The 19,817-nt window shown below is 71.5% G+C and carries 20 protein-coding genes; 10 read left to right on the forward strand and 10 right to left on the reverse strand.

Annotation, left to right across the window (positions count from 1 at the left end; genetic code table 11):
• The 4 genes from AC1DV7_RS11890 to AC1DV7_RS11905 all read right to left on the reverse strand — a co-directional run.
• The coding region (locus tag AC1DV7_RS11890) for an ATP-binding cassette domain-containing protein (RefSeq protein WP_477597336.1) at positions 1-418 on the reverse strand (418 nt) is incomplete at its 3' end.
• 135 nt (positions 419-553) lie between these two features.
• A complete protein-coding gene (locus tag AC1DV7_RS11895) occupies positions 554-1,144 on the reverse strand; it encodes a TetR/AcrR family transcriptional regulator (protein WP_477597337.1) in 591 nt (196 codons plus the stop codon).
• Positions 1,141-1,965, reverse strand: a complete 825-nt coding sequence (locus AC1DV7_RS11900) for a sugar phosphate isomerase/epimerase family protein (protein WP_477597338.1) — start codon at positions 1,963-1,965, stop codon at positions 1,141-1,143. The genes AC1DV7_RS11895 and AC1DV7_RS11900 overlap by 4 nt, the downstream gene beginning before the upstream one ends.
• Positions 1,966-2,091: 126 nt before the next feature.
• Positions 2,092-3,018: a Ppx/GppA family phosphatase gene (locus AC1DV7_RS11905; RefSeq protein WP_477597339.1), complete on the reverse strand. Its 927-nt coding sequence runs from the start codon at positions 3,016-3,018 to the stop codon at positions 2,092-2,094.
• 69 nt (positions 3,019-3,087) lie between these two features.
• Between AC1DV7_RS11905 and AC1DV7_RS11910 the strand changes: the two genes are divergently transcribed.
• The 8 genes from AC1DV7_RS11910 (at position 3,088) to AC1DV7_RS11945 (ending at position 10,776) form a co-directional block, all read left to right on the forward strand.
• On the forward strand, positions 3,088-3,591 hold the full coding sequence (locus AC1DV7_RS11910) for a hypothetical protein (RefSeq protein ID WP_477597340.1): 504 nt from the start codon (positions 3,088-3,090) through the stop codon (positions 3,589-3,591).
• Between the two features lie 30 nt (positions 3,592-3,621).
• Positions 3,622-4,440 (forward strand): DUF3109 family protein, encoded by an 819-nt coding sequence (locus AC1DV7_RS11915; protein WP_477597341.1) that lies wholly within the window; start codon positions 3,622-3,624, stop codon positions 4,438-4,440.
• Complete coding sequence (locus tag AC1DV7_RS11920) at positions 4,440-5,138, forward strand: class I SAM-dependent methyltransferase (protein ID WP_477597342.1); 699 nt, start codon at positions 4,440-4,442, stop codon at positions 5,136-5,138. The genes AC1DV7_RS11915 and AC1DV7_RS11920 overlap by 1 nt, the downstream gene beginning before the upstream one ends.
• 118 nt (positions 5,139-5,256) lie before the next feature.
• A complete protein-coding gene (locus tag AC1DV7_RS11925; RefSeq protein ID WP_477597343.1) occupies positions 5,257-5,685 on the forward strand; it encodes an SRPBCC family protein in 429 nt (142 codons plus the stop codon).
• 96 nt (positions 5,686-5,781) lie between these two features.
• Positions 5,782-7,167, forward strand: coding sequence for a DNA repair protein RadA (radA, locus tag AC1DV7_RS11930; RefSeq protein ID WP_477597344.1), 1,386 nt, complete (start codon positions 5,782-5,784; stop codon positions 7,165-7,167).
• Between the two features lie 41 nt (positions 7,168-7,208).
• A complete protein-coding gene (disA, locus tag AC1DV7_RS11935) occupies positions 7,209-8,285 on the forward strand; it encodes a DNA integrity scanning diadenylate cyclase DisA (RefSeq protein ID WP_477597345.1) in 1,077 nt (358 codons plus the stop codon).
• 8 nt (positions 8,286-8,293) lie between these two features.
• Positions 8,294-9,196 carry an HhH-GPD family protein gene (locus AC1DV7_RS11940; RefSeq protein ID WP_477597388.1) on the forward strand — a complete coding sequence of 301 codons (903 nt, stop codon included), beginning with the start codon at positions 8,294-8,296 and terminating at the stop codon, positions 9,194-9,196.
• Positions 9,196-10,776, forward strand: coding sequence for an MFS transporter (locus AC1DV7_RS11945; RefSeq protein ID WP_477597346.1), 1,581 nt, complete (start codon positions 9,196-9,198; stop codon positions 10,774-10,776). The genes AC1DV7_RS11940 and AC1DV7_RS11945 overlap by 1 nt, the downstream gene beginning before the upstream one ends.
• Here AC1DV7_RS11945 and AC1DV7_RS11950 read toward each other — a convergent pair.
• From AC1DV7_RS11950 to AC1DV7_RS11960, 3 genes are all read right to left on the reverse strand, one after another.
• On the reverse strand, positions 10,773-11,279 hold the full coding sequence (locus AC1DV7_RS11950; RefSeq protein WP_477597347.1) for an amino-acid N-acetyltransferase: 507 nt from the start codon (positions 11,277-11,279) through the stop codon (positions 10,773-10,775). The genes AC1DV7_RS11945 and AC1DV7_RS11950 overlap by 4 nt on opposite strands.
• Positions 11,272-12,432, reverse strand: a complete 1,161-nt coding sequence (locus tag AC1DV7_RS11955; protein WP_477597348.1) for an LCP family protein — start codon at positions 12,430-12,432, stop codon at positions 11,272-11,274. The genes AC1DV7_RS11950 and AC1DV7_RS11955 overlap by 8 nt, the downstream gene beginning before the upstream one ends.
• Before the next feature lie 179 nt (positions 12,433-12,611).
• Positions 12,612-13,979 carry an LVIVD repeat-containing protein gene (locus tag AC1DV7_RS11960; RefSeq protein ID WP_477597349.1) on the reverse strand — a complete coding sequence of 456 codons (1,368 nt, stop codon included), beginning with the start codon at positions 13,977-13,979 and terminating at the stop codon, positions 12,612-12,614.
• Positions 13,980-14,114: 135 nt separating this feature from the next.
• On the opposite strand from AC1DV7_RS11960, the gene AC1DV7_RS11965 reads away from it, so the two are divergent.
• Positions 14,115-14,813 (forward strand): DUF305 domain-containing protein, encoded by a 699-nt coding sequence (locus tag AC1DV7_RS11965; protein WP_477597350.1) that lies wholly within the window; start codon positions 14,115-14,117, stop codon positions 14,811-14,813.
• A gap of 142 nt (positions 14,814-14,955) precedes the next feature.
• Here the strand turns inward: AC1DV7_RS11965 and AC1DV7_RS11970 are convergent, their stop codons facing one another.
• From AC1DV7_RS11970 to paaK, 3 genes are all read right to left on the reverse strand, one after another.
• A complete protein-coding gene (locus AC1DV7_RS11970) occupies positions 14,956-17,478 on the reverse strand; it encodes an ATP-dependent Clp protease ATP-binding subunit (RefSeq protein WP_477597351.1) in 2,523 nt (840 codons plus the stop codon).
• 315 nt (positions 17,479-17,793) lie between these two features.
• Positions 17,794-18,306 carry a hypothetical protein gene (locus tag AC1DV7_RS11975; protein WP_477597352.1) on the reverse strand — a complete coding sequence of 171 codons (513 nt, stop codon included), beginning with the start codon at positions 18,304-18,306 and terminating at the stop codon, positions 17,794-17,796.
• Between the two features lie 65 nt (positions 18,307-18,371).
• Positions 18,372-19,655: a phenylacetate--CoA ligase PaaK gene (gene paaK, locus AC1DV7_RS11980; protein WP_477597353.1), complete on the reverse strand. Its 1,284-nt coding sequence runs from the start codon at positions 19,653-19,655 to the stop codon at positions 18,372-18,374.
• On the opposite strand from paaK, the gene AC1DV7_RS11985 reads away from it, so the two are divergent.
• Complete coding sequence (locus AC1DV7_RS11985) at positions 19,654-19,782, forward strand: hypothetical protein (RefSeq protein ID WP_477597354.1); 129 nt, start codon at positions 19,654-19,656, stop codon at positions 19,780-19,782. The genes paaK and AC1DV7_RS11985 overlap by 2 nt on opposite strands.
• Positions 19,783-19,817 lie beyond the last annotated feature (35 nt).

The following is a 19,817-nucleotide window of genomic DNA, read 5'->3' on the forward strand; positions in this document are numbered from 1 at the left end:
AGACACGTGAGCGCTGACCACCCGAGAGCCGGCCGACCAGGACGTCGGCGTGGCTGGCCAGGTCGACGGCCTCGATCGCGTCGTCGGCAGCCGACCTCGGCACACCGAGGATGGAGCCGAAGTAGCGGATGTTGGCGCGCACCGAGAGGTCGTCGTAGACGCTGGGGCTCTGGGTGACGTAGCCGATGCGGTGCCGCAGACCGGCGGAGCCCGCCGGCTCGCCGAGCACCGTGATCTCGCCGGACTCGACGACCTGGACGCCGACGACGGCCCGGATGAGCGTCGACTTGCCGCTGCCGCTGGGTCCGAGCAGCCCGACGACCTGACCGGTCGGGATGTCGACGGAGAGGTCGGGCAGCACCGTGCGCCCACCGCGCACGACTCGGAGGTTCCGCACCTCCACCGCGTTATTCATCATGTGCTGAATAATACCTCCCGTCCGGGCGCGCGGCAAGGGTCGAGGACCACCGAGTGAGCGCGATGTGCGCCACAGCCGCGCCGGTGACGCACCTCGCGCCCACTGGACGCCGCCGCCGTATGGCGCGGGCTCGCCTCAGGGAGCGAGGTAGCGCTGGATCGTGGGACCCACCAGCCGGGCCAGGTCGTCGTGCGACGCTTCGACCACGGCGGGGAACTCGACGATGTAGCGCATGAAGGCGAGCCCGACCATCTGTGACGCGGCCAGCCCGGCGCGGATGTCGGCGTCGCCGTCGCCACCCCTGGACTCGATCCCGGCCACGACCCGGCCGAACACCTCGCGGGTGAGGAACTCCCGCAGCATCCGGGTGGCCTCCTCATGGGTGACGGCCGACCGGATCAGCGCCTGGAACCGCTGGCGCCCCGACGGCGAGTCCCACACCGCGAGGAACGTGCGCACGAGCGACTCCCCCACCTGGTCGTGCGGGCCGGCGAGCACCGCGCCCACGAGCTGGGCGGGGTCGGCCGGGATGTCCATCACCGCGGCGAACAGCTGGCCCTTGCCCCCGAAGTAGTGGTGCACCAGCGCGGGGTCGACCTCCGCCCGGCGGGCGACCCCGCGCAGCGACGTCGCGTCATAGCCGTTGTCCGCGAACTCGCCCCTGGCCGCCTCGAGGATGGCCGCCTTGGTGTCGACACCGCCCGGACGCCGGCCGCGGGGGCTCACCGCACGCCCGTGGAGACGGTCGGGGCCGCGGCGAGGTGGAGCCGGGCGAACGCCAGGGCCTCGGCGAGGTCGAGCTCGCGCTGGTCGGGGGTCAGCTTGCGGGTGCCGACCTCGACGACGACGGAGCCGGCGAAGCCCCGGGTGGCCAGCATCTCGAGGAACTCGGCGCACGGCTGCGCGCCGCGCCCCGGCACGAGGTGCTCGTCCTTGAGCGAGCCGAGCCCGTCGGCGAGGTGGACGTGCGCCAGCCGCGGGCCGAGGGTGCGGGCCATCTCCATCGCGTCGGACCCGGCCGTCGCGGTGTGCGAGAGGTCGAGGGTCACGTTGTCGTAGGCCTGCGGCACGGGGTCCCAGTGCGGCAGGTAGGCCTGGTACTCGCGCTGCCTGGCCCGCCAGGGAAACATGTTCTCGACGGCGAGCCGGATCCCGGTCTCGTGCTCACGCAGCGCGATCCCCTCGACGAAGTCGCGCGCGTACTCCTTCTGCCACCGGAACGGTGGGTGCAGCACGACGGTGTCGGCGCCGACCTCCTGGGCCAGCTCGATCGACTTGTCGACCTTGGTCCAGGGGTCCGGACCCCAGATCCGCTGCGTCAGCAGCAGGGTCGGGGCGTGCACCGACACGATGCGGATGCCGTGCAGCTCGGCCAGCGCGCTGAGGGCACCGGCCTCCTGCGAGACCGGGTCGGTGAAGACCATGACCTCGACGGCGTCGTAGCCCAGCCGGGCGGCGGTCGCGAACGCGCCTGCGCAGCCCTCCGGGTAGACCGAGGCGCTCGACAGCGCCACCGTCGCGCCGGGGATCGAGACCGCCGAGGACATGGTTCGAGACTACCCAGCCGTCACCGTTCGACGTTGCCGCGGTCACCGCAGGTTGCCGCGAGCGCACCCGCGGCACCGTGCGGCCCTCGCGGCAAGGTCGCCCCTCCCAGGCGTACCCGGCGCGGGTCAGCGCAGGGCGTCGAGGCGGTCGAGGATGAGCCCCTCGCGCAGCGCCCACGGGCAGATCTCGAGCCGCTCCAGCCCCAGCAGGTCCATGGCCGCCTCGGCGACCAGGGCGCCGGCCAGCAGCTGGCGCGAGCGGCCTGGCGAGATGCCCGGCAGCTGGGCGCGCTGGGTCGCCTTCATCTCCGAGAGCCGGCCCACGAGCAGCGTGAGGTCGGCCCGCGAGAGCGAGCGCACGGCATACGGGCCGTCGCTGCTGGGGGCGGCACCCAGGGCGCGGGCGAGCGAGCGCATCGTCTTGGAGGTGCCCACCGCGCGGTCGGGCGGGCCCGCCTTCGCGAGGGGGCGCACGGCTCCGGCGAGCCGCTGCCGGACCACCCGGCGGGCCTCGCGGACGACGTCCGGCCCGGGCGGGTCCCCGGCGAGCAGGTCACGCGTCAGCCGCCCGGCCCCGAGCGGCAACGACACGGCGGCATCGGGCACCTCGTCCATCCCTGCCGCGAGCTCCAGCGACCCGCCGCCGATGTCGACCACGAGCAACGTGCCGCTGGACCACCCGAACCAGCGGCGCACGGCGAGGAACGTCAGCCGCGCCTCGTCCTCGCCGGAAAGCACCTCGAGCGCGACACCGGTCTCGTCGCGCACGCGGGCGAGGACCGCCTCGCCGTTCGGCGCCTCGCGGATCGCGCTGGTGGCGAACGCCATGACCTCCTCGACCCCCTGGTCCTCGGCCACCGTCAGGCACTCGCGGATGAAGCCCACGAGCGCCCGCGTCCCGGACTCGGCGACCAGCCCGTCCTCGGTGACGTGCTCCGAGAGCCGCAGCTCGATCTTGTGCGACGTCGCCGGCAGCGGCTGGGCGCCCCGGTGGGCGTCCACGACGAGCAGGTGCACGGTGTTGGAGCCGACGTCGACCACCCCGAGGCGCATGCGAGCAACCTATCGGCGTGGGGGCTGCTGCTCAGGTGCACCGCGGAGATCCCCGCCAGACTGGGGGGTATGCCGGCTGACACCGACCGCCCCGACCTCACGACCGCGCGCCCCGGGCCCGCGCCCGCGCCCCGGCGGCCGGTCTGGCCCGTGACCGCGGCTGTCGTCCTGCTCGGCCTGCTGCTGCTCGGGTGGGAGGTCGTGGCCGCCGTCATCAGCACGGCTCCCTTCTTCGGGGAGACCCCGTCACGCGACAGGTACGTCGAGGCGGGGATGCTGCTCGTCACCTCGGTCGTCCCCGTCGCCCTGCTCTGCCTCCTGGGTTGGCTGCTCGGGTCACGATGGGGGCTCGTCCTCCTCGCCCTCCCCGGTGCCGCAGCCGTCGCGATGGGGGTCGACCAGCTGGGCCGCCTCGGTGGCGACGGCCACCCGGACCGCGACCGGCCGGTCCGGCTCGGCGACGCCTTCCAGGACCTCACCCGGCCCAACTGGCTGGCGGCGGGGCTGTTGCTCGTGGCCGTGTCGCTGCTGTCGTGGAGGCGCCGACGGTCCGCGGAGCGAGCCGATCCCTAGGAGTGGCAACGCACGACGTAGGGTGACGACGTGGCAGAGACCCCGCTCGACACTCCCCGCATCTGGGTGGAGTTCACCGACCCTGCCGACACCTCCGAGCACCCGCAGCGGTTCCGGTGCGACCTGACCTGGCTCACCTCGAGCTGGACCTGCATCTTCGGCAGCGGCTGCCAGGGCATCTACGCCGACCGGCCGGACGACGGCTGCTGCACGCTCGGCGCGCACTTCACCGACGACGATGACCTCAAGCGCGTCAAGAAGGTCGTCAAGGAGCTCGGCGAGGACGAGTGGCAGCTGCACCCGGGCTCGACCAAGGTCTCCGCCTGGACCGAGCACGAGGACGACGCAATCAAGACCAAGGTCGTCGACGGAGCCTGCATCTTCCTCAACCGTCCCGGCTTCCCTGCGGGCGCGGGCTGCGCCCTGCACCAGCACGCCGTCCTCACCGGCAAGGAGCCGCACACCGTCAAGCCGGACGTGTGCTGGCAGCTGCCGATCCGGCGCACCTACCGCACGGTCGAGCTGCCCGACGGGTCGAGCTGGCAGGAGGTCACCATCACCGAGTACGACCGCCGAGGCTGGGGGCCGGGCGGCCACGACCTCGACTGGTACTGCTCGGGCAACCCGGAGGCGCACGTCGGTCGCGAGCCCGTCTTCCGCAGCAACAGGGGCGAGCTCGTCGAGCTGATGGGCGAGAGCGCGTATGCCGAGCTGGAGCTGCGCTGCGAGGCTCACCTCGCGAGCGTGAAGGCTGCGCGAAACGCCTACTCCCGCAAGATGTTGCCGCTGCTCGTCCACCCGGCGACGCTCGCGGCCCAGGAGTCCGCGGCGAGGACCCGCAAGCGCTAGTGGACCAGTTGCCCGACCCCACCCGCAGCCCCAACATCTGGGACTCCCCCGACGTCTACGAGGTCGAGAACCTCGGCGTCGACCGCGTCGGCGTGATCGAGGCCGCGATGTCCGCGCAGCACCCGTTCGAGGGCGCCGACCTCGTGGACGTCGGCTGCGGCAGCGGGTTCCACCTCCCCCGGTTCCGCACGCTCGGTTGCCGTTCGGTGGTCGGGGTCGAGCCGCACCCGCCCCTCGTCGAGCTGGCCCGCGACCGCGTGACGGGCCTGTCCGGGGTCCGCGTCGAGGAGGGCGTCGCCCAGTCGCTGCCCCTGCCCGACGACTCTGTCGACATCGCCCACGCACGCTGGGCGTACTTCTTCGGCGCCGGCTGCGAGCCGGGGCTCGCCGAGCTCGAGCGGGTGCTGCGACCCGGCGGCACGGCATACGTCATCGACAACGACGCGACCCGCTCGACGTTCGGGCGGTGGTTCTCCCGCGCCTACCCGTCCTACGACCCGCTCGCCGTCGAGCGGTTCTGGGCCCGTCAGGGGTGGTCGCGTGAGCGGCTCACGATCCGCTGGGACTTCAGCACGCGCGAGGACTTCGAGGCGGTGGTGCGGATCGAGTTCCCCGAGACCGCTGCCGAGGGGATCCTGACCGAGCACGAGGGCACCGGCGTCGACTACGCCGTCGACCTGTGGTGGCGCCGGTTCTGAGGTCCGGGCTCACGGAGGTCCGGGGTCAGGGAGGTCTGGGCTCACGGAGGTCTGGACAGCGCGGCCGCCCCGGGACAGGGTGGGAGGAACCGGACACCCCGGACCCCCAGGAGGCACCATGACCGACCACGTCGCCACTGCGAGCACCACCGTCGAGGCCGACCCGGACCGGGTGTGGCGGGCCATGACGGATCCCAAGCTCGTCGCCGAGTACATGAGGGGCAGCGAGGTGGCCAGCGACTGGCAGCCCGGGAGCCCGATCACCTGGACCGGCGAGTGGGAGGGCAAGCCCTACCAGGACAAGGGTGAGGTGCTCCAGGCCGAGCCCGGCCGCCTCCTCGAGGTGACGCACTACAGCCCGATGACGGGCGCCGACGACGTGCCCGAGAACTACCACCGGGTGCGCTACGAGCTGTCGCCGTCCGGCGACTCCACGACGGTGCAGCTCACCCAGGACGGCTGCGACAGCGCCGAGCAGGCCGAGCAGTTCTCGCAGAACTGGCAGGGCATGCTCGACGGCCTCAAGAAGGTCGCCGAGCAGGGCTGAGCGTCGGGGCCCCGGCCAGGGCCCCGGCTCGGCGCGCCGCGCTCGGTGGCTCGGGCTCGTCGGGGCCTGTCGGCCCCGGGCCGTAGGTTGTCCGGCATGGCAGCGAAGGCATCCACGAAGGCGAGCGGGTTCCGCTGCTCCGAATGCGGCTGGACCACCGTCAAGTGGGTCGGTCGCTGTGGCGAGTGCCAGGCCTGGGGCAGTGTCAGCGAGATCGGCGCCGTCACCGTGCGCACCACCACGGCGACGCGGGTCGAGCGACCCGCGGTGCCGATCGGGCAGGTCGACGCGCGCCGGGCCGAGGCCCGCAGCACCGGAGTCAGCGAGTTCGACCGCGTGCTCGGTGGTGGGCTGGTGCCCGGGGCCGTGGTCCTCGTCGCGGGCGAGCCCGGCATCGGCAAGTCCACCCTCCTGCTCGACGTCGCCGCGCGCGCCGCCCGCGAGGACCGCGGCCGCACCGTCCTCTACGTCACCGGCGAGGAGTCTGCGGCCCAGGTCCGGATGCGCGCCGAGCGCATCGAGGCGATGGCGGCGTCCCTGTTCCTCGCGGCCGAGACCGACCTGGCGACCGTCCTGGGGCAGATCGAGGCGGTCCAGCCCGAGCTCGTCATCCTCGACTCGGTCCAGACCATCGCCAGTGGCGAGGTCGAGGGCGCGGCGGGAAACGTCAGCCAGGTGCGCGAGGTCGCGGCCTCCCTCATCCAGGTGGCCAAGTCCCGTGGCATCGCGGTCCTGCTCGTAGGCCACGTGACCAAGGACGGCTCGATCGCGGGGCCGCGCGTGCTCGAGCACCTCGTCGACGTCGTCGTGCAGTTCGAGGGCGACCGCCACTCCCGGCTGCGCCTCGTCCGCGCCGTCAAGAACCGCTACGGCCCCACCGACGAGGTCGGCTGCTTCGACCTGTCCGACGTGGGCATCGTCGGCTTGGCCGACCCCAGCGGGCTGTTCCTGTCGCGGGGCACGCTCAGCGTCCCCGGCACCTGTGTCACGGTGACGCTCGAGGGTCGACGCCCGCTGATGACCGAGGTGCAGGCCCTCGTCGCCAAGAGCGAGATCCCCACGCCCCGTCGAGCCACCAGTGGTCTCGACTCGGCCCGCGTCGCCATGATCATCGCCGTCCTGGCCAAGCGCGCGGGGGCTCCCATCGGCAACCAGGACGTCTACCTGTCCACGGTCGGGGGCGTCCGGCTCACCGAGCCGGCCTCCGACCTCGCGGTGGCGCTGGCCATCGCGAGCGCGGTCATGGACCGCCCGCTGGCCGACCACTCGATCGCCTTCGGCGAGCTCGGGCTGGCCGGCGAGCTCCGTCCGGTGACCGGCATACCGCGCCGGCTGGCCGAGGCCGCACGCCTCGGTTTCCGCACGGCCTACGTGCCCACCGGAGTCCTCGGTGGTGGGCCGATCCCCGAGGGCATGCAGGTCGTGGAGTGCGCCGACATCCGACGGGCGGTCGGCGCCGCGTTGCAGGCTGCGCCCGGTTAGACTCGCGCCAACCAGACCAGCGGCACCAAGGGGACATCGACGTGGATCTTCGCGAGGACGACGCGCTGCGCGCCACCCTCGCAGCGGTGGCACCCGGCACCGAGCTGCGCGATGGACTCGAGCGGATCCTGCGGGGTCGCACCGGTGCGCTGATCGTGCTCGGCTACGACCGCACGGTCGAGACGCTGGCGACCGGCGGCTTCCCGCTCGACATCGAGTTCTCCGCGACGCGGCTGCGCGAGCTGGCCAAGATGGACGGCGCCATCGTCTGTGACCGCGACGCCTCACGGATCCTGCGTGCGGCCACCCAGCTCGTCCCCGACCCGTCGATCGAGACCAGCGAGTCCGGCACCCGGCACCGCACCGCCGAGCGCGTCGCGAAGCAGACCGGCTACCCCGTCATCTCGGTGAGCCAGTCGATGCGCATCGTCGCGCTCTACGTCGACGGCCGACGCCACGTCGTCGAGGACTCCAGCGCGATCCTGTCCCGCGCCAACCAGGCCTTGCAGACCCTCGAGCGCTACAAGTCCCGCCTCGACGAGGTGACCGGCACGCTGTCTGCGCTCGAGATCGAGGACCTCGTGACCGTGCGCGACGTCGCGAGCGTCCTGCAGCGCCTCGAGATGGTGCGCCGGATCAGTGACGAGATCTCCGGCTACGTCGTCGAGCTCGGCGTCGACGGCCGGCTGCTCACCCTCCAGCTCGAGGAGCTCACCGGCGGCCTCGGCAACGACCGTGAGCTCGTGATCCGCGACTACCTGCCGCTCGCCAGGGGCAGCCTCACCGTCGAGCAGGCCCTCGCCGCGCTCGAGGAGCTCACCTCGACCGAGCTGCTCGACCTGTCGGCCGGCGCCAAGGCAGTGGGCTTCGCCATCGGTGGCGACGCCCTCGACTCGGCGGTGAGCCCTTGCGGCTACCGCCTGCTGACCAAGGTCCCCCGGCTGCCCGGCGCCATCGTCGACCGGCTCGTCGAGCACTTCGGCAGCCTCCAGAAGCTGCTCGCCGCCAACCTCGAGGAGCTCATGGACGTCGAGGGCGTCGGTGAGGGCCGGGCCCGCGCAGTCCGCGAGGGCCTGTCGCGCCTCGCCGAGTCGAGCATCCTCGAACGCTACGTGTGACCACCCGCATGGCCGGGTCGAGCTCTCCCGCCGTGCTGCACGAGCGCGTCCTCGAGTGGTACGACCACAACGCCCGTGACCTGCCCTGGCGACGTCCGGACGCCTCCCCGTGGGGGATCTTCGTGTCCGAGGTCATGCTCCAGCAGACTCCGGTAGTCCGGGTCGAACCCATCTGGCGAGAGTGGCTGGAGCGCTGGCCGTCGCCCGCCGACCTCGCGTCGGCCGCGCCCGGTGAGGCCGTCCGYGCCTGGGGGCGGCTGGGCTACCCCCGCCGSGCSCTGCGGCTGCACGCAGCCGCCGTCGCGATGGCCGAGCGCCACGACGGCCGGGTGCCGGCCACCGAGGCCGAGCTGCTGGCCCTGCCCGGAGTGGGCACCTACACCGCCGCCGCCGTCGCGACCTTCGCCTTCGGCGAGCGCACGACCGTCGTCGACACCAACGTGCGCCGCGTGCTCGCCCGCGTGGTCGGCGGACAGGCGTATGCCGCGCCGTCGCCGACGCGGTCCGAGCTCACCGTCGCGGCCGGGCTGGTGCCGGTCGAGCCCGAGCGCGCCCGCCGCTGGAGCGTCGCCGTCATGGAGCTCGGCGCGCTGGTCTGCGCGGCTCGCTCGCCCCGCTGCGCGGACTGCCCCGTCGCCGACCTGTGCGCCTGGCGCGCCGCGGGGCACCCCGCCCACACCGGGCCACCCCGGCGCGGTCAGGCGTGGCACGGCACCGACCGCCAGCTGCGCGGCGCGTTGCTGGCCGTGCTGCGCGACAGCGCCGGTCCGGTGCCGCGGTCGGCACTCGAGGCGGTGTCGGAGGACGTCGCCCAACGCGAACGCTGCCTCGACTCCCTCGTCGCCGACGGGCTGGTCGAGCCGCTGGCCCGGGGTCGCTACCGGCTGCCCGGCAGGCGCGAGGCGAGCTGATGTCCGGGCCGCACACCGACCACGAGCCCGGGGGAAACGGTCACGCCCCGCACGGGGACCTCGGCGACGAAAGCACGCCGCACACCGCGCGCAGCCGGGGCCGACGCACGGCGACGCTGGTCGGGAGAGGTGCCTCGCGGACGGGCCGGGTCCTCGGGCGCGGGACGCTCGCCGGGGCGAGGCTCGCCGGCCGCGGCGGTCGAGCAGGCGCTCGCAGGGCGCGCGCCTACACGCACAGCGCCGGGGCCGGTGAGAGCGGCCTCGCGCGAATCGTCGAGCTCCACTTCGTCAACGTCTGCGGCGACGCCGCCCTCACGGTCAGCCTCGCCGGCACCATCTTCGCGATCCCGACCGACGAGGCACGCGGTCAGGTCGCCCAGTTCCTGCTCCTCACCATGGCGCCGTTCGCCCTGCTCGCGCCGTTCATCGGGCCCCTGCTCGACCGCTTCCGGCACGGTCGACGCTGGGCGATCGGCACCACGCTGGCGCTGCGAGCCTTCCTCTGCTGGGTGCTGGCCGGAGCCGTCGCGGGCGGCTCACCGTGGCTGTTCCCGGCCGCCCTCGGGTGCCTGGTGGCCTCCAAGGCCTACGGGGTCACGCGGGCCTCCGCGGTGCCCCGGCTGCTGCCGCCGGGCTTCAGCCTCGTCAACGCCAACTCGCGCAACGCCCTCGCGGGGGTGGCCGGAATGGCCGTGGGCGGCGGCCTGGCTGGTGCCGCCGCGCGCATCGGGCCCGAGTGGTCCCTGCGCCTGGCGTTCCTCATCTACGTCGTGGGCACGGTCCTCGCCATCCGGCTGCCGTCCCGCGTCGACTCCGCGGTGGGCGAGCAGGACATCGAGGACACCGGCCCGATCCCCCTGCCTCGACGCGCCAGTGGGCGCCCCAGCCCCGGCCAGCGGCTGAGGTCGCGGTTGGCCGCGCTCCCGACGACCGTGCTGGCCGCGCTGTGCAGCGCGGTGGGCGCCCGCCTCCTGACCGGCTTCCTGACACTCTTCATGGCGTTCCTGATGCGCGAGCACCCGATCCCCGGACACAGCGGCACACTGGTCCTCGCGCTCGTCGTCGGCGCCGCCGGCACCGGCAACGCCCTGGGCACCGTGGTCGGCAACGCGCTGAGCCGGCTGCGTCCCGACGTCATCATCTCCGCCGCGCTGATCCTGGACGTCCTGGCGGCCGTGGCGACGGCGACGTTCTACTCGTTGTGGACGCTGCTGGCCCTGGGCCTGGTGGCCGGGCTCGCCGCGCAGCTGATCAAGCTCGGCAGCGACGCGGTCGTCCAGCGCGACATCGACGAGAACGTCCGTACCCGCGTCTTCGCGTGGTCCGAGACGGTGCTCCAGATCGCCTGGGTCGTCGGCGGGGGCATCGGCATCTCGCTGCCCCTCATCCCGCAGCTCGGCTTCGGGGTCATCGCCGGCCTGCTCGTGCTGGTGCTGGCAGCCAGCGTCCGGATCCGGGTGGTGTCGCGGCGCCATCACGGGCAAGGCGGGTCGGGCACGGCCGGCCCGGGACGAGGGCCTGGACCGGGACCGAGGCCCCGACCAGGACCCGCACCAGATCCCGGGTCGGGGCCGGGTTAGAGGGTGCGCAGCATCCTGGTGTTGCCGAGGGTGTTCGGCTTGACGCGCTCCAGGTCGAGGAACTCCGCCACGCCCTCGTCGTACGACCGCACCAGCTCGGCGTAGACCTCCGGGTCGACGGCTTGGCCCTCGATCACCGAGAAGCCGTGGGAGGTGAAGAAGTCGACCTCGAACGTCAGGCAGAACAGTCGCTGCACCCCCAGCGCCCGGGCGTCCTCGACGAGCGCGCCGAGGATCGCCGAGCCGACACCCCGCCCGAGAGCGGTGGGCGTCACCGCGAGGGTGCGGATCTCGGCGAGGTCCTCCCACATGACGTGCAGGGCGCCGCAACCGACCACGACGTCATCGACCTCTGCGACCCGGAACTGCTGCACCGACTCGTAGTAGGTGACGGCGTCCTTGGACACGAGCACCCGCGACTCGGCGAGCGGCCGCACCAGCTCACGGATGGCGCGCACGTCACTGGTGCGCGCGGCGCGCACCACGACTGGAGCGTCAGGCAAGCCGGCCGTCCTTCATGTCGCGGAAGGCCGACTTCGCCGCGCCTCCCAGCAGGACGACCGACTGGCCACTGCGGGTGCCGACCGACCCCGTTGCCGTCTTGATCCTGACCGATGCCGGGTTGGTGAGGTAGACACCGGCGCACAGGTTGAGGATCTCGTCGACGGAGAGGTTGGTGGCGACGTGCGGACCGATCTTGGAGAGGAACTTCGGCAGCGCCGCGGGACCGGCCTTGGCCGCCATGACCATGCCGGCCTTGATCAGCCGGCTCTGGTTGGCGGAACGACCGAAGTCACCGTTGGACAGGTGCTTGCGCTCCCGGGCGAAGGCGAGCGCGTGCTCGCTGTTGAGCCGGTTGGTCCCGGCCTTGACGATCTGGAAGCCGTCGACGCTCTTGAGCGCGGAGGTCACCGTGATGGTGATGCCGCCGACCGCCGAGACGAGGCCACGGAAACCCTTGAACCCGGTGACGACGTACCCGTCGATGGGGATGCCGGCAGCGCGGGCGACGGTCGCCGTCTGCGCCTTGGCGCCGCCGTACGCCAAGGCCGCGTTGATCTTCGACGTGCCACCGGTGGTCAGGGAGACCCAGGAGTCGCGGGGGATGCCGACGATCCCGCCGACACCCTTGCCGTCGACCCCGATGATCTGGAGGGCGTCGCCACGGCACTTCTCGACCGGCTGTCTGGTGCGGGCGTCCGAGCCGATCGCGAGCACCCGCATGGACTTCATCGGCGGACGGGCGACCCCCAGCGACGGCCACCAGCCACCGACCACGGTCCAGCCCTTGCCCTTGGTCAGCAGGGTGACGTCCTTGCCCACGGTCACGACGGCGACCGGCGTGCCCTTCCAGGTGCCGGTCGAGCCGCCCACGGTGACGGCCTTGCCGAACGGCTTGCGCTTGCGAAGGGCCGCGGCGACTGCCCCACCGGACGGCACGGAACCACCGATGTACAGGGCCGAGATCACGGCGAGCAGGTCGGCCGGCAGCCCGGCGCCAGTGGCGGCCGGCTTCGGCGGGGCGCTCGCGGTCGTCGTCGACGGGGCCGCCGGGGCAGCCTTCGACGGCTCGTCCTTGGAGCACGCAGCGGTCAGGAGGGGAGCGGCCAGCAGGCCTGCGAGCAGGGGGCGACGGGTCAGCTTCGGCAAATCCACGGGGCCACAGTACGTCGGCGCCGGGCCCCGGACGCACAACGGCGCGTCCGTGGGACGCACCACTTTCCCGCCCTTGCGGCCGGGCACGACATACGGGTGGCGCGGCCCGGAACAGGGTTCCGGACCGCGCCACGCACGTCGACCTGCAGGTATGCCGCCCGCTCAGCGCGAGCGGGGCGTCACTTCAGGGTGTAGGCCGGCTGCGACTGGACGTTGAGGGTGTCCATCGGCACGGTCGCGGCCTTCCTGAGGCTCGGGTCGGTGATCTTCAGGACGTCGAAGCCCTTGCCGAGGTCCGAGGAGTAGACGTGGCCCTTGTAGTAGTACGACGACCACGTGCCGCCACCGCCACCCCCGACGCCACCGTTGGGACCACGCTCGAAGTAGCCGATCTCGCGGGGGTTGTCGGAGTCGGTGAAGTCCCAGAAGGACGTGCCACCCATGTACCAGGACTGCACCATGACGTCGCGGCCCTGGACGGGGATGAGCGACCCGTTGTGGGCGACACAGTTCTCGGAGCTGTTCTGGTGCCGCGGGATCTTGTAGTACGACCGGAACGTGAGCTTCTTGTCAGCGCTCAGGTCGTAGATGCCGTTGGCGCCGCGGGTCGGGCCGACCTGCGCGTTGCAGGTGGCCGCTCCGCCACCGCCGAGCTCGTCGGTGAAGACGACCTTGGTGGCCTTCTGGTTGAACGTGGCCGAGTGCCAGAACGCGAAGTTCACGGTGTCACGGACGCGCTCGATGACCTTGGGGTTCACCGGGTCGGCGATGTCGAGGATGATCCCGTCACCCATGCAGGCGCCGGCCGCGATCTTCTTGGCCGGGTAAGCCGTGATGTCGTGGCAGCCGGAGGTGTTGGTGTAGCCACCGTCGGGGAAGAGGTTCGGCTCGGCCACCACGCTGGCGGTCGTCGGCGCCGACTTCGGCACCTCGACGATCGAGATCGAGTCGTGCGGCGGCGCGCAGTCCGGGAAGGTCTCGTTGGGCGCGTAGCTCGAGACGTAGAGGTAGTCGCTCGAGGCGCCGGGGATCAGCGTGTGCGTGTGCGACCCGCAGGAGGTCTCGACCGACTTGATGTACCGCGGGTTCGTGACGTCGGAGATGTCGAAGATCTTGATGCCCTCCCACGAGGTCTTGATCGTCGCCGACTGGGCCACCGAGGTGCACGAGTCGTCGGACCGCGACGAGTCCGTGGACAGGTACAGCAGGTTGCCCGAGACGCTGATGTCGTTCTGCGAGCCGGGGCAGTTGACCTGGGCCACCATCGTCGGCGAGGCGGGGTTGGTCACGTCGTAGACGACGAAGCCGTTGTAGTTGCCGACGAACGCCTTGTCTCCCTGGAACGCGAGGTCGGAACCTGTCGCGCCCGCCAGGGGGCCGCTGTGCGGGATGTTCTTGAGGTGCTCGACGTTCTTGCTGCGGCCCACCTCGTCGGGGGCCAGCTGGGTGCCGGACTTGCCCACGCCGTCGGCGGCGAAGGCTGCCGCGGCAGGGACGGTGAGGGCCAGCACGGCAGTGGTGCAGACCAGACTGCTACGCCATTTCATCAGGGTTTCTCCTCCTGTCGAGCGCGCCCGGTGCGGCCGGACGCTGCCGATTTGTCCACCCTCACGGAGGTTTGACCCCCATCTCAAGGGCGATTACGTCCGGATTGCGTAAATAAGTGCGTTTAGGGTGTGGTCATGGCGAACTGGTACCCGGCGACCCGCGTGGCCCCGCTGACGCTGGCCGCTGTCCTGGCAGCGACCCTGCTCTGCAGCGCCTGCTCGGGCGACGGCTCGGCGACCCCCGCGCCCACGGCGACCTCCCCGACGGCCCCCGTGATCCAGCCCGGCAAGCCCGGTGCCCCCAACACCTCACTGACCGGCAGCGCGGCCCTGCCGTCCGCCACCGGGGCCCCGAAGGCCGCCGACGTGGCGTTCATGCAGGACATGATCGTCCACCACGCCCAGGCGGTCGTCATGGTCGGTCTCGTCAAGGACCAGCTCACCGACACCCAGGTCAGGGCGCTGTCGGCCCGCATCGCCGAAGAGCAGCGCCCGGAGATCGACGCCATGGCCAGGTGGCTGGAGGCCAAGGGGCAAGAGGTCCCGCCGCAGGCGAAGAACCCGCAGTTCGGGGTCAACGACAGCCACCACGCCGGCATGCCCGGCATGGCGACCAGGGCCCAGCTCACCGAGCTGTCGAGGGCACGTGGCACCGCCGCGGACCAGCTGTGGCTGAAGCTGATGGTCGCCCACCACGCAGGCGCCCTGCGGATGGTGCTCGACCAGCACCGCGACGGCGTCGACGAGGTCGTCACCCAGCTGGGCGACGAGATCCACGTGACGCAGTCGGTCCAGATCGGTCAGATGCGCGAGATGCAGGACCGGCTGGCCTGACCMGCCCCGCCGCGACGCCCGCAGAGCGCCCGGCGACCACTGCGCAGCGCACCCGCACGCGCAACGGCCCGGAACCGTGGTGGTTCCGGGCCGTTGCAGTGGGTGTGCCGCGTGGTGACCACGCGGCATACCGGATCAGCTGTCAGCCGGCGTCGGCTGCGTCCCCGACGGTCTCGACGACGGGCAGCTCGATGCTGCCCGGGTGGGGCGTGCCGACGAAGGTGAACGTCGCGGCCTTGCCCTCGCCCTCGGCGTTGACGAGCACCAGCTCGCCGGCCTTGAGCTCGCCGTAGAGGATCTTCTCGGACAGGACGTCCTCGATCTCGCGCTGGATGGTGCGACGCAGCGGGCGCGCACCGAGCACGGGGTCGTAGCCCTTCTTGGCCAGGACGTTCTTGGCCTCGAGGGTGAGCTCGATGCCCATGTCCTTGTCCTTGAGCCGCTTGTCGAGCTTGGCGATCTCGAGGTCGACGATCGCGACGATCTCCTCCTGCGTGAGCTGGGGGAAGACGATGATGTCGTCGACGCGGTTGAGGAACTCGGGACGGAAGTGCTGCTTGAGCTCGTCCGTCACCTTGTTCTTCATGCGCTCGTAGTCACTGCGGGTGTCGGCACCGGCCGAGAAGCCGAGCGAGCCCTTGGTGATGTCACGGGTGCCGAGGTTGGTCGTCATGATGATGACGGTGTTCTTGAAGTCGACCATCCGACCCTGCGAGTCCGTGAGCCGGCCGTCCTCGAGCACCTGCAACAGCGTGTTGAAGATGTCGGGGTGGGCCTTCTCGACCTCGTCGAAGAGCACGACCGAGAACGGCTTGCGGCGGACCTTCTCGGTGAGCTGGCCGCCCTCCTCGTAGCCGACGTAGCCGGGAGGCGAGCCGAACAGCCGCGAGACGGTGTGCTTCTCGGAGAACTCCGACATGTCGAGCTGGATGAGGCTGTCCTCGTCACCGAAGAGGAACTCGGCAAGCGTCTTGGCGAGCTCGGTCTTACCGACACCGGTGGGGCCGGCGAAGATGAACGAGCCACCGGGACGGCGCGGGTCCTTGAGCCCGGCACGGGTGCGCCGGATCGCCTGGGACATCGCCTTGATGGCGTCGTCCATGCCGACCACGCGCTTGTGCAGCTCGTCCTCCATGTGGAGCAGTCGGCTGGACTCCTCCTCGGTGAGCTTGAAGACCGGGATGCCCGTGCTGGCGGCCAGGACCTCGGCGATGAGCTCCTCATCGACCTCGGCCACGACGTCCATGTCGCCGGACTTCCACTGCGCCTCGCGCTCGGCCTTGGCGGTGAGCAGCTTCTTCTCGTCGTCGCGCAGGCTGGCGGCCTTCTCGAAGTCCTGGCCGTCGATGGCCGACTCCTTCTCGAGGCGCACCGCGGCGATCTTCTCGTCGAACTCACGCAGGTCCGGCGGGGCGGTCATGCGACGGATGCGCAACCGCGCGCCTGCCTCGTCGATGAGGTCGATCGCCTTGTCGGGGAGGAAGCGGTCGTTGATGTAGCGGTCGGCGAGGTTGGCCGCGGAGACGAGGGCGCCGTCGGTGATGGACACCCGGTGGTGCGCCTCGTAGCGGTCGCGCAGGCCCTTGAGGATCTCGATCGCGTGGCTGAGCGTCGGCTCGGCGACCTGGATCGGCTGGAAGCGACGCTCGAGCGCCGAGTCCTTCTCGATGTGCTTGCGGTACTCGTCGAGCGTGGTGGCGCCGATCGTCTGGAGCTCACCGCGGGCCAGCATCGGCTTGAGGATGCTGGCGGCGTCGATCGCGCCCTCGGCGGCACCCGCACCCACGAGGGTGTGGATCTCGTCGATGAACAGGATGATGTCGCCGCGGGTGCGGATCTCCTTGAGGACCTTCTTGAGCCGCTCCTCGAAGTCACCGCGGTAGCGGCTGCCGGCCACGAGCGCGCCGAGGTCGAGGGTGTAGAGCTGCTTATCCTTGAGGGTCTCGGGCACCTCGCCCTTGACGATGTCCTGGGCCAGGCCCTCGACGACGGCGGTCTTGCCGACGCCGGGCTCGCCGATAAGGACGGGGTTGTTCTTGGTGCGGCGGGACAGCACCTGCATGACCCGCTCGATCTCCTTCTCGCGCCCGATGACCGGGTCGAGCTTGCCCTCGCGGGCGGCCTGGGTGAGGTTGCGACCGAACTGGTCGAGGACGAGCGACCCCGCGGGGGTGCCCTCCTGCTGGACCCCGGCGCCGACGCCGGCGCCCGAGCCGCCCTCCTTGCCCTGGTAGCCGGAGATGAGCTGGATGACCTGCTGCCGCACGCGGTTGAGGTCGGCGCCCAGCTTGACGAGGACCTGGGCTGCGACGCCCTCGCCCTCGCGGATGAGGCCGAGCAGGATGTGCTCGGTGCCGATGTAGTTGTGGCCGAGCTGGAGCGCCTCGCGCAGGCTCAGCTCGAGGACCTTCTTCGCACGCGGCGTGAAGGGGATGTGGCCGCTGGGGGCCTGCTGACCCTGGCCGATGATCTCCTGGACCTGCTCGCGGACCGACTCCAGCGAGATGCCGAGGCTCTCGAGAGCCTTGGAGGCGACGCCTTCACCCTCGTGGATGAGGCCGAGCAGGATGTGCTCCGTGCCGATGTAGTTGTGGTTGAGCATGCGCGCTTCTTCCTGCGCGAGCACCACGACCCGACGGGCCCGGTCGGTAAACCGCTCAAACATCTCTTCTGCTCCTGCCTATCGAGATCACCTCGATGCTATCCGTGTTACCTGACCGTGGCGCACGCCTTCTGGCTTCCGATACGAGATCGGGACGAACCGTCCCTGCGGCCAGACCGCCCCGCCTCGCCACGTCAGGTACTCATGCCGCACAACGCGGGGTCCCCACGGCCTGTTCCCCGCCCTGAGCCGAGTCGGCTCATGTTCGCCGTGAGCGGACGCGAGCCGGCCGGACAGGGCCGGACGGGACGGGCCGGACGGGACGGGCCGGACGGGACGGCGGGTATGCCGGGTGGCGACCACCCGGCATACCCGGCCTCAGGCCCCGGGGCCCTTCTTGCGCACCTCGTCGACCTGGGCCATCGCCTCGCGCAGCTCGGCGAGCCAGCTGTCGGAACGTTCGCCGACGAGCTTGACGCACCAGGCGAGGGCGTCGGCGCGCGAGCGCGCGACCCCGGCCTCGACGAGGGTGTCGAGGACCTGGCGCTCGGGCTGGCGCAGCCGGGTCATCACGGGAGCCGCGAGGTGCGTGAAGAGGGTCTCCTCGTCACCGACCCGGACGGCCCACGAGACCTTCTTGCCGCTCAGGTGCTCGAGCTCGCGGGCGATCTCGATGCGGCGCTCGCGGGTCTCCTCGCGGAAGGTCGTGGCCCTGCCCTTGGCGGCCAGGCCGCGCTCGGTGGCGTCGGCGTCGTCGGGCAGGTCGGGGGCGGCGAGGTCGCCGCGGATGATGAGCTCGTCGCGGTCACGGGAGATCTCGACGGGGCCGGTGAACCAGTCCTGCGGGAGGCGGCCGGCCAGCCAGGCCTCGGCAGTGGTGCGCTGTGTCATGCAACGACGATTACATGATTACAGCGCATGCACCAGAGCCGTCCGCTCAGGGCGAAACAGCAGGGCTACGCCTCCTTCGGTCTCCGGTCGCTGATCCGCCTGGCCTTGCCCAGCGAGCGCTCGAGGGCGTGCGGGTCGAGCACCTCGACCTGCACCGTCACGCCCACGTGGTCCTTGACCCGCCGCTGCAGCTCGCGAGCCATCGCGGTCCGCGCCGACCCGCTGCTCGCGGCGTGGGCCGCCTCGACCTGCACGGTCAGCTCGTCCATCCGTCCGGGGCGGGTCAGGACGCACAGGTAGTGCGGGGCCAGCCCATTGACCGCCAGCAGGTGCTCCTCGATCTGTGACGGGAAGACGTTCACCCCGCGCACGATCATCATGTCGTCGGTCCGCCCGGTGATCTTGGCCATCCGGCGGAACTGCGGGTACGCCGTGCCGGGCAGCAGCCTCGTGAGGTCCCTCGTGCGGTAGCGCACCACGGGCATCGCCTGCTTCGTCAGCGACGTGAACACCAGCTCGCCCTCCTCACCGTCGGGCAGGACCTCGCCGGTGACCGGGTCGATGACCTCGGGATAGAAGTGGTCCTCCCAGATGTGCAGGCCGTCCTGGGTCTGCCCCGACTCCTGCGAGACCCCGGGACCCATGACCTCCGAGAGCCCGTAGATGTCGACGGCCCGGATGTTGCTGCGCTCCTGCACCTCCTGGCGCATCTGCTCCGTCCACGGCTCGGCGCCGAAGATCCCGATCTCGAGGGAGGTGTCCTTGGGGTCGACGCCCTGGGCCTCCATCTCGTCGAGGATGGCGAGGAAGTACGACGGCGTCACCATGACGATCCGCGGCTGGAAGTCGACGATGAGCTGGACCTGCCGCTCGGTCATGCCGCCGCTGACCGGCACGACGGTGCAGCCGAGCCGCTCCGCGCCGTAGTGCGCGCCCAGTCTCCCGGTGAACAACCCGTAGCCGTAGATGACGTGCAGCAGGTCGCCCGGTCGTCCACCTGCCGCCTCGATCGAGCGCGCCATGACCTCGGCCCACGTGTCGATGTCGTCGCGGGTGTAGCCGACCACCGTCGGCTTCCCCGTCGTGCCGCTCGAGGCGTGCACCCGCACGACCTGGTCACGTGGAACGGCGAACATCCCGAACGGGTAGTTGGCCCGCAGGTCGGCCTTGCCGGTGAAGGGGAAGCGCGCCAGGTCGCCCAGCTCGCGCAGGTCGTCCGGCGACACCCCGGCATCGTCGAAGGCCGCGCGGTAGTGCGGCACGTTGTCGCATGCGTGGCGCAGGCTCCAGCGCAGCCGGTCCAGCTGGAGCTCGCGCAGTTCCGAGGTGGTGGAGACGACGGTGTCCATGCCCGCGATCCTCGCACCGGGCGACGAGGTGGGGTATGCCGCGTGGCCGGCCACGCGGCATACCCACGCCGGAGGTGCGCGGGCCGAACCTGCCGCGCGCACGCCCGAACCTGAGAACTTCCCGTGAATCCGCTGCAGCCGTGTCGCCCCACCCTGATCGGA

The sequence above is a fragment of the Pedococcus sp. P2_E4 genome, from assembly GCF_056403935.1.

Coding starts and splice junctions, on each gene's coding strand:
- AC1DV7_RS11900 (WP_477597338.1), bottom strand. CDS start 1,965: ATGTCCTCGGCGGTCTCGATCCCCGGCGCGACGGTGGCGCTGTCGAGC.
- AC1DV7_RS11905 (WP_477597339.1), bottom strand. CDS start 3,018: ATGCGCCTCGGGGTGGTCGACGTCGGCTCCAACACCGTGCACCTGCTC.
- AC1DV7_RS11910 (WP_477597340.1), top strand. CDS start 3,088: ATGCCGGCTGACACCGACCGCCCCGACCTCACGACCGCGCGCCCCGGG.
- AC1DV7_RS11925 (WP_477597343.1), top strand. CDS start 5,257: ATGACCGACCACGTCGCCACTGCGAGCACCACCGTCGAGGCCGACCCG.
- radA (WP_477597344.1), top strand. CDS start 5,782: ATGGCAGCGAAGGCATCCACGAAGGCGAGCGGGTTCCGCTGCTCCGAA.
- AC1DV7_RS11945 (WP_477597346.1), top strand. CDS start 9,196: ATGTCCGGGCCGCACACCGACCACGAGCCCGGGGGAAACGGTCACGCC.
- AC1DV7_RS11960 (WP_477597349.1), bottom strand. CDS start 13,979: ATGAAATGGCGTAGCAGTCTGGTCTGCACCACTGCCGTGCTGGCCCTC.
- AC1DV7_RS11965 (WP_477597350.1), top strand. CDS start 14,115: ATGGCGAACTGGTACCCGGCGACCCGCGTGGCCCCGCTGACGCTGGCC.
- AC1DV7_RS11970 (WP_477597351.1), bottom strand. CDS start 17,478: ATGTTTGAGCGGTTTACCGACCGGGCCCGTCGGGTCGTGGTGCTCGCG.
- AC1DV7_RS11975 (WP_477597352.1), bottom strand. CDS start 18,306: ATGACACAGCGCACCACTGCCGAGGCCTGGCTGGCCGGCCGCCTCCCG.
- AC1DV7_RS11985 (WP_477597354.1), top strand. CDS start 19,654: ATGCCCGCGATCCTCGCACCGGGCGACGAGGTGGGGTATGCCGCGTGG.
- paaK (WP_477597353.1), bottom strand. CDS start 19,655: ATGGACACCGTCGTCTCCACCACCTCGGAACTGCGCGAGCTCCAGCTG.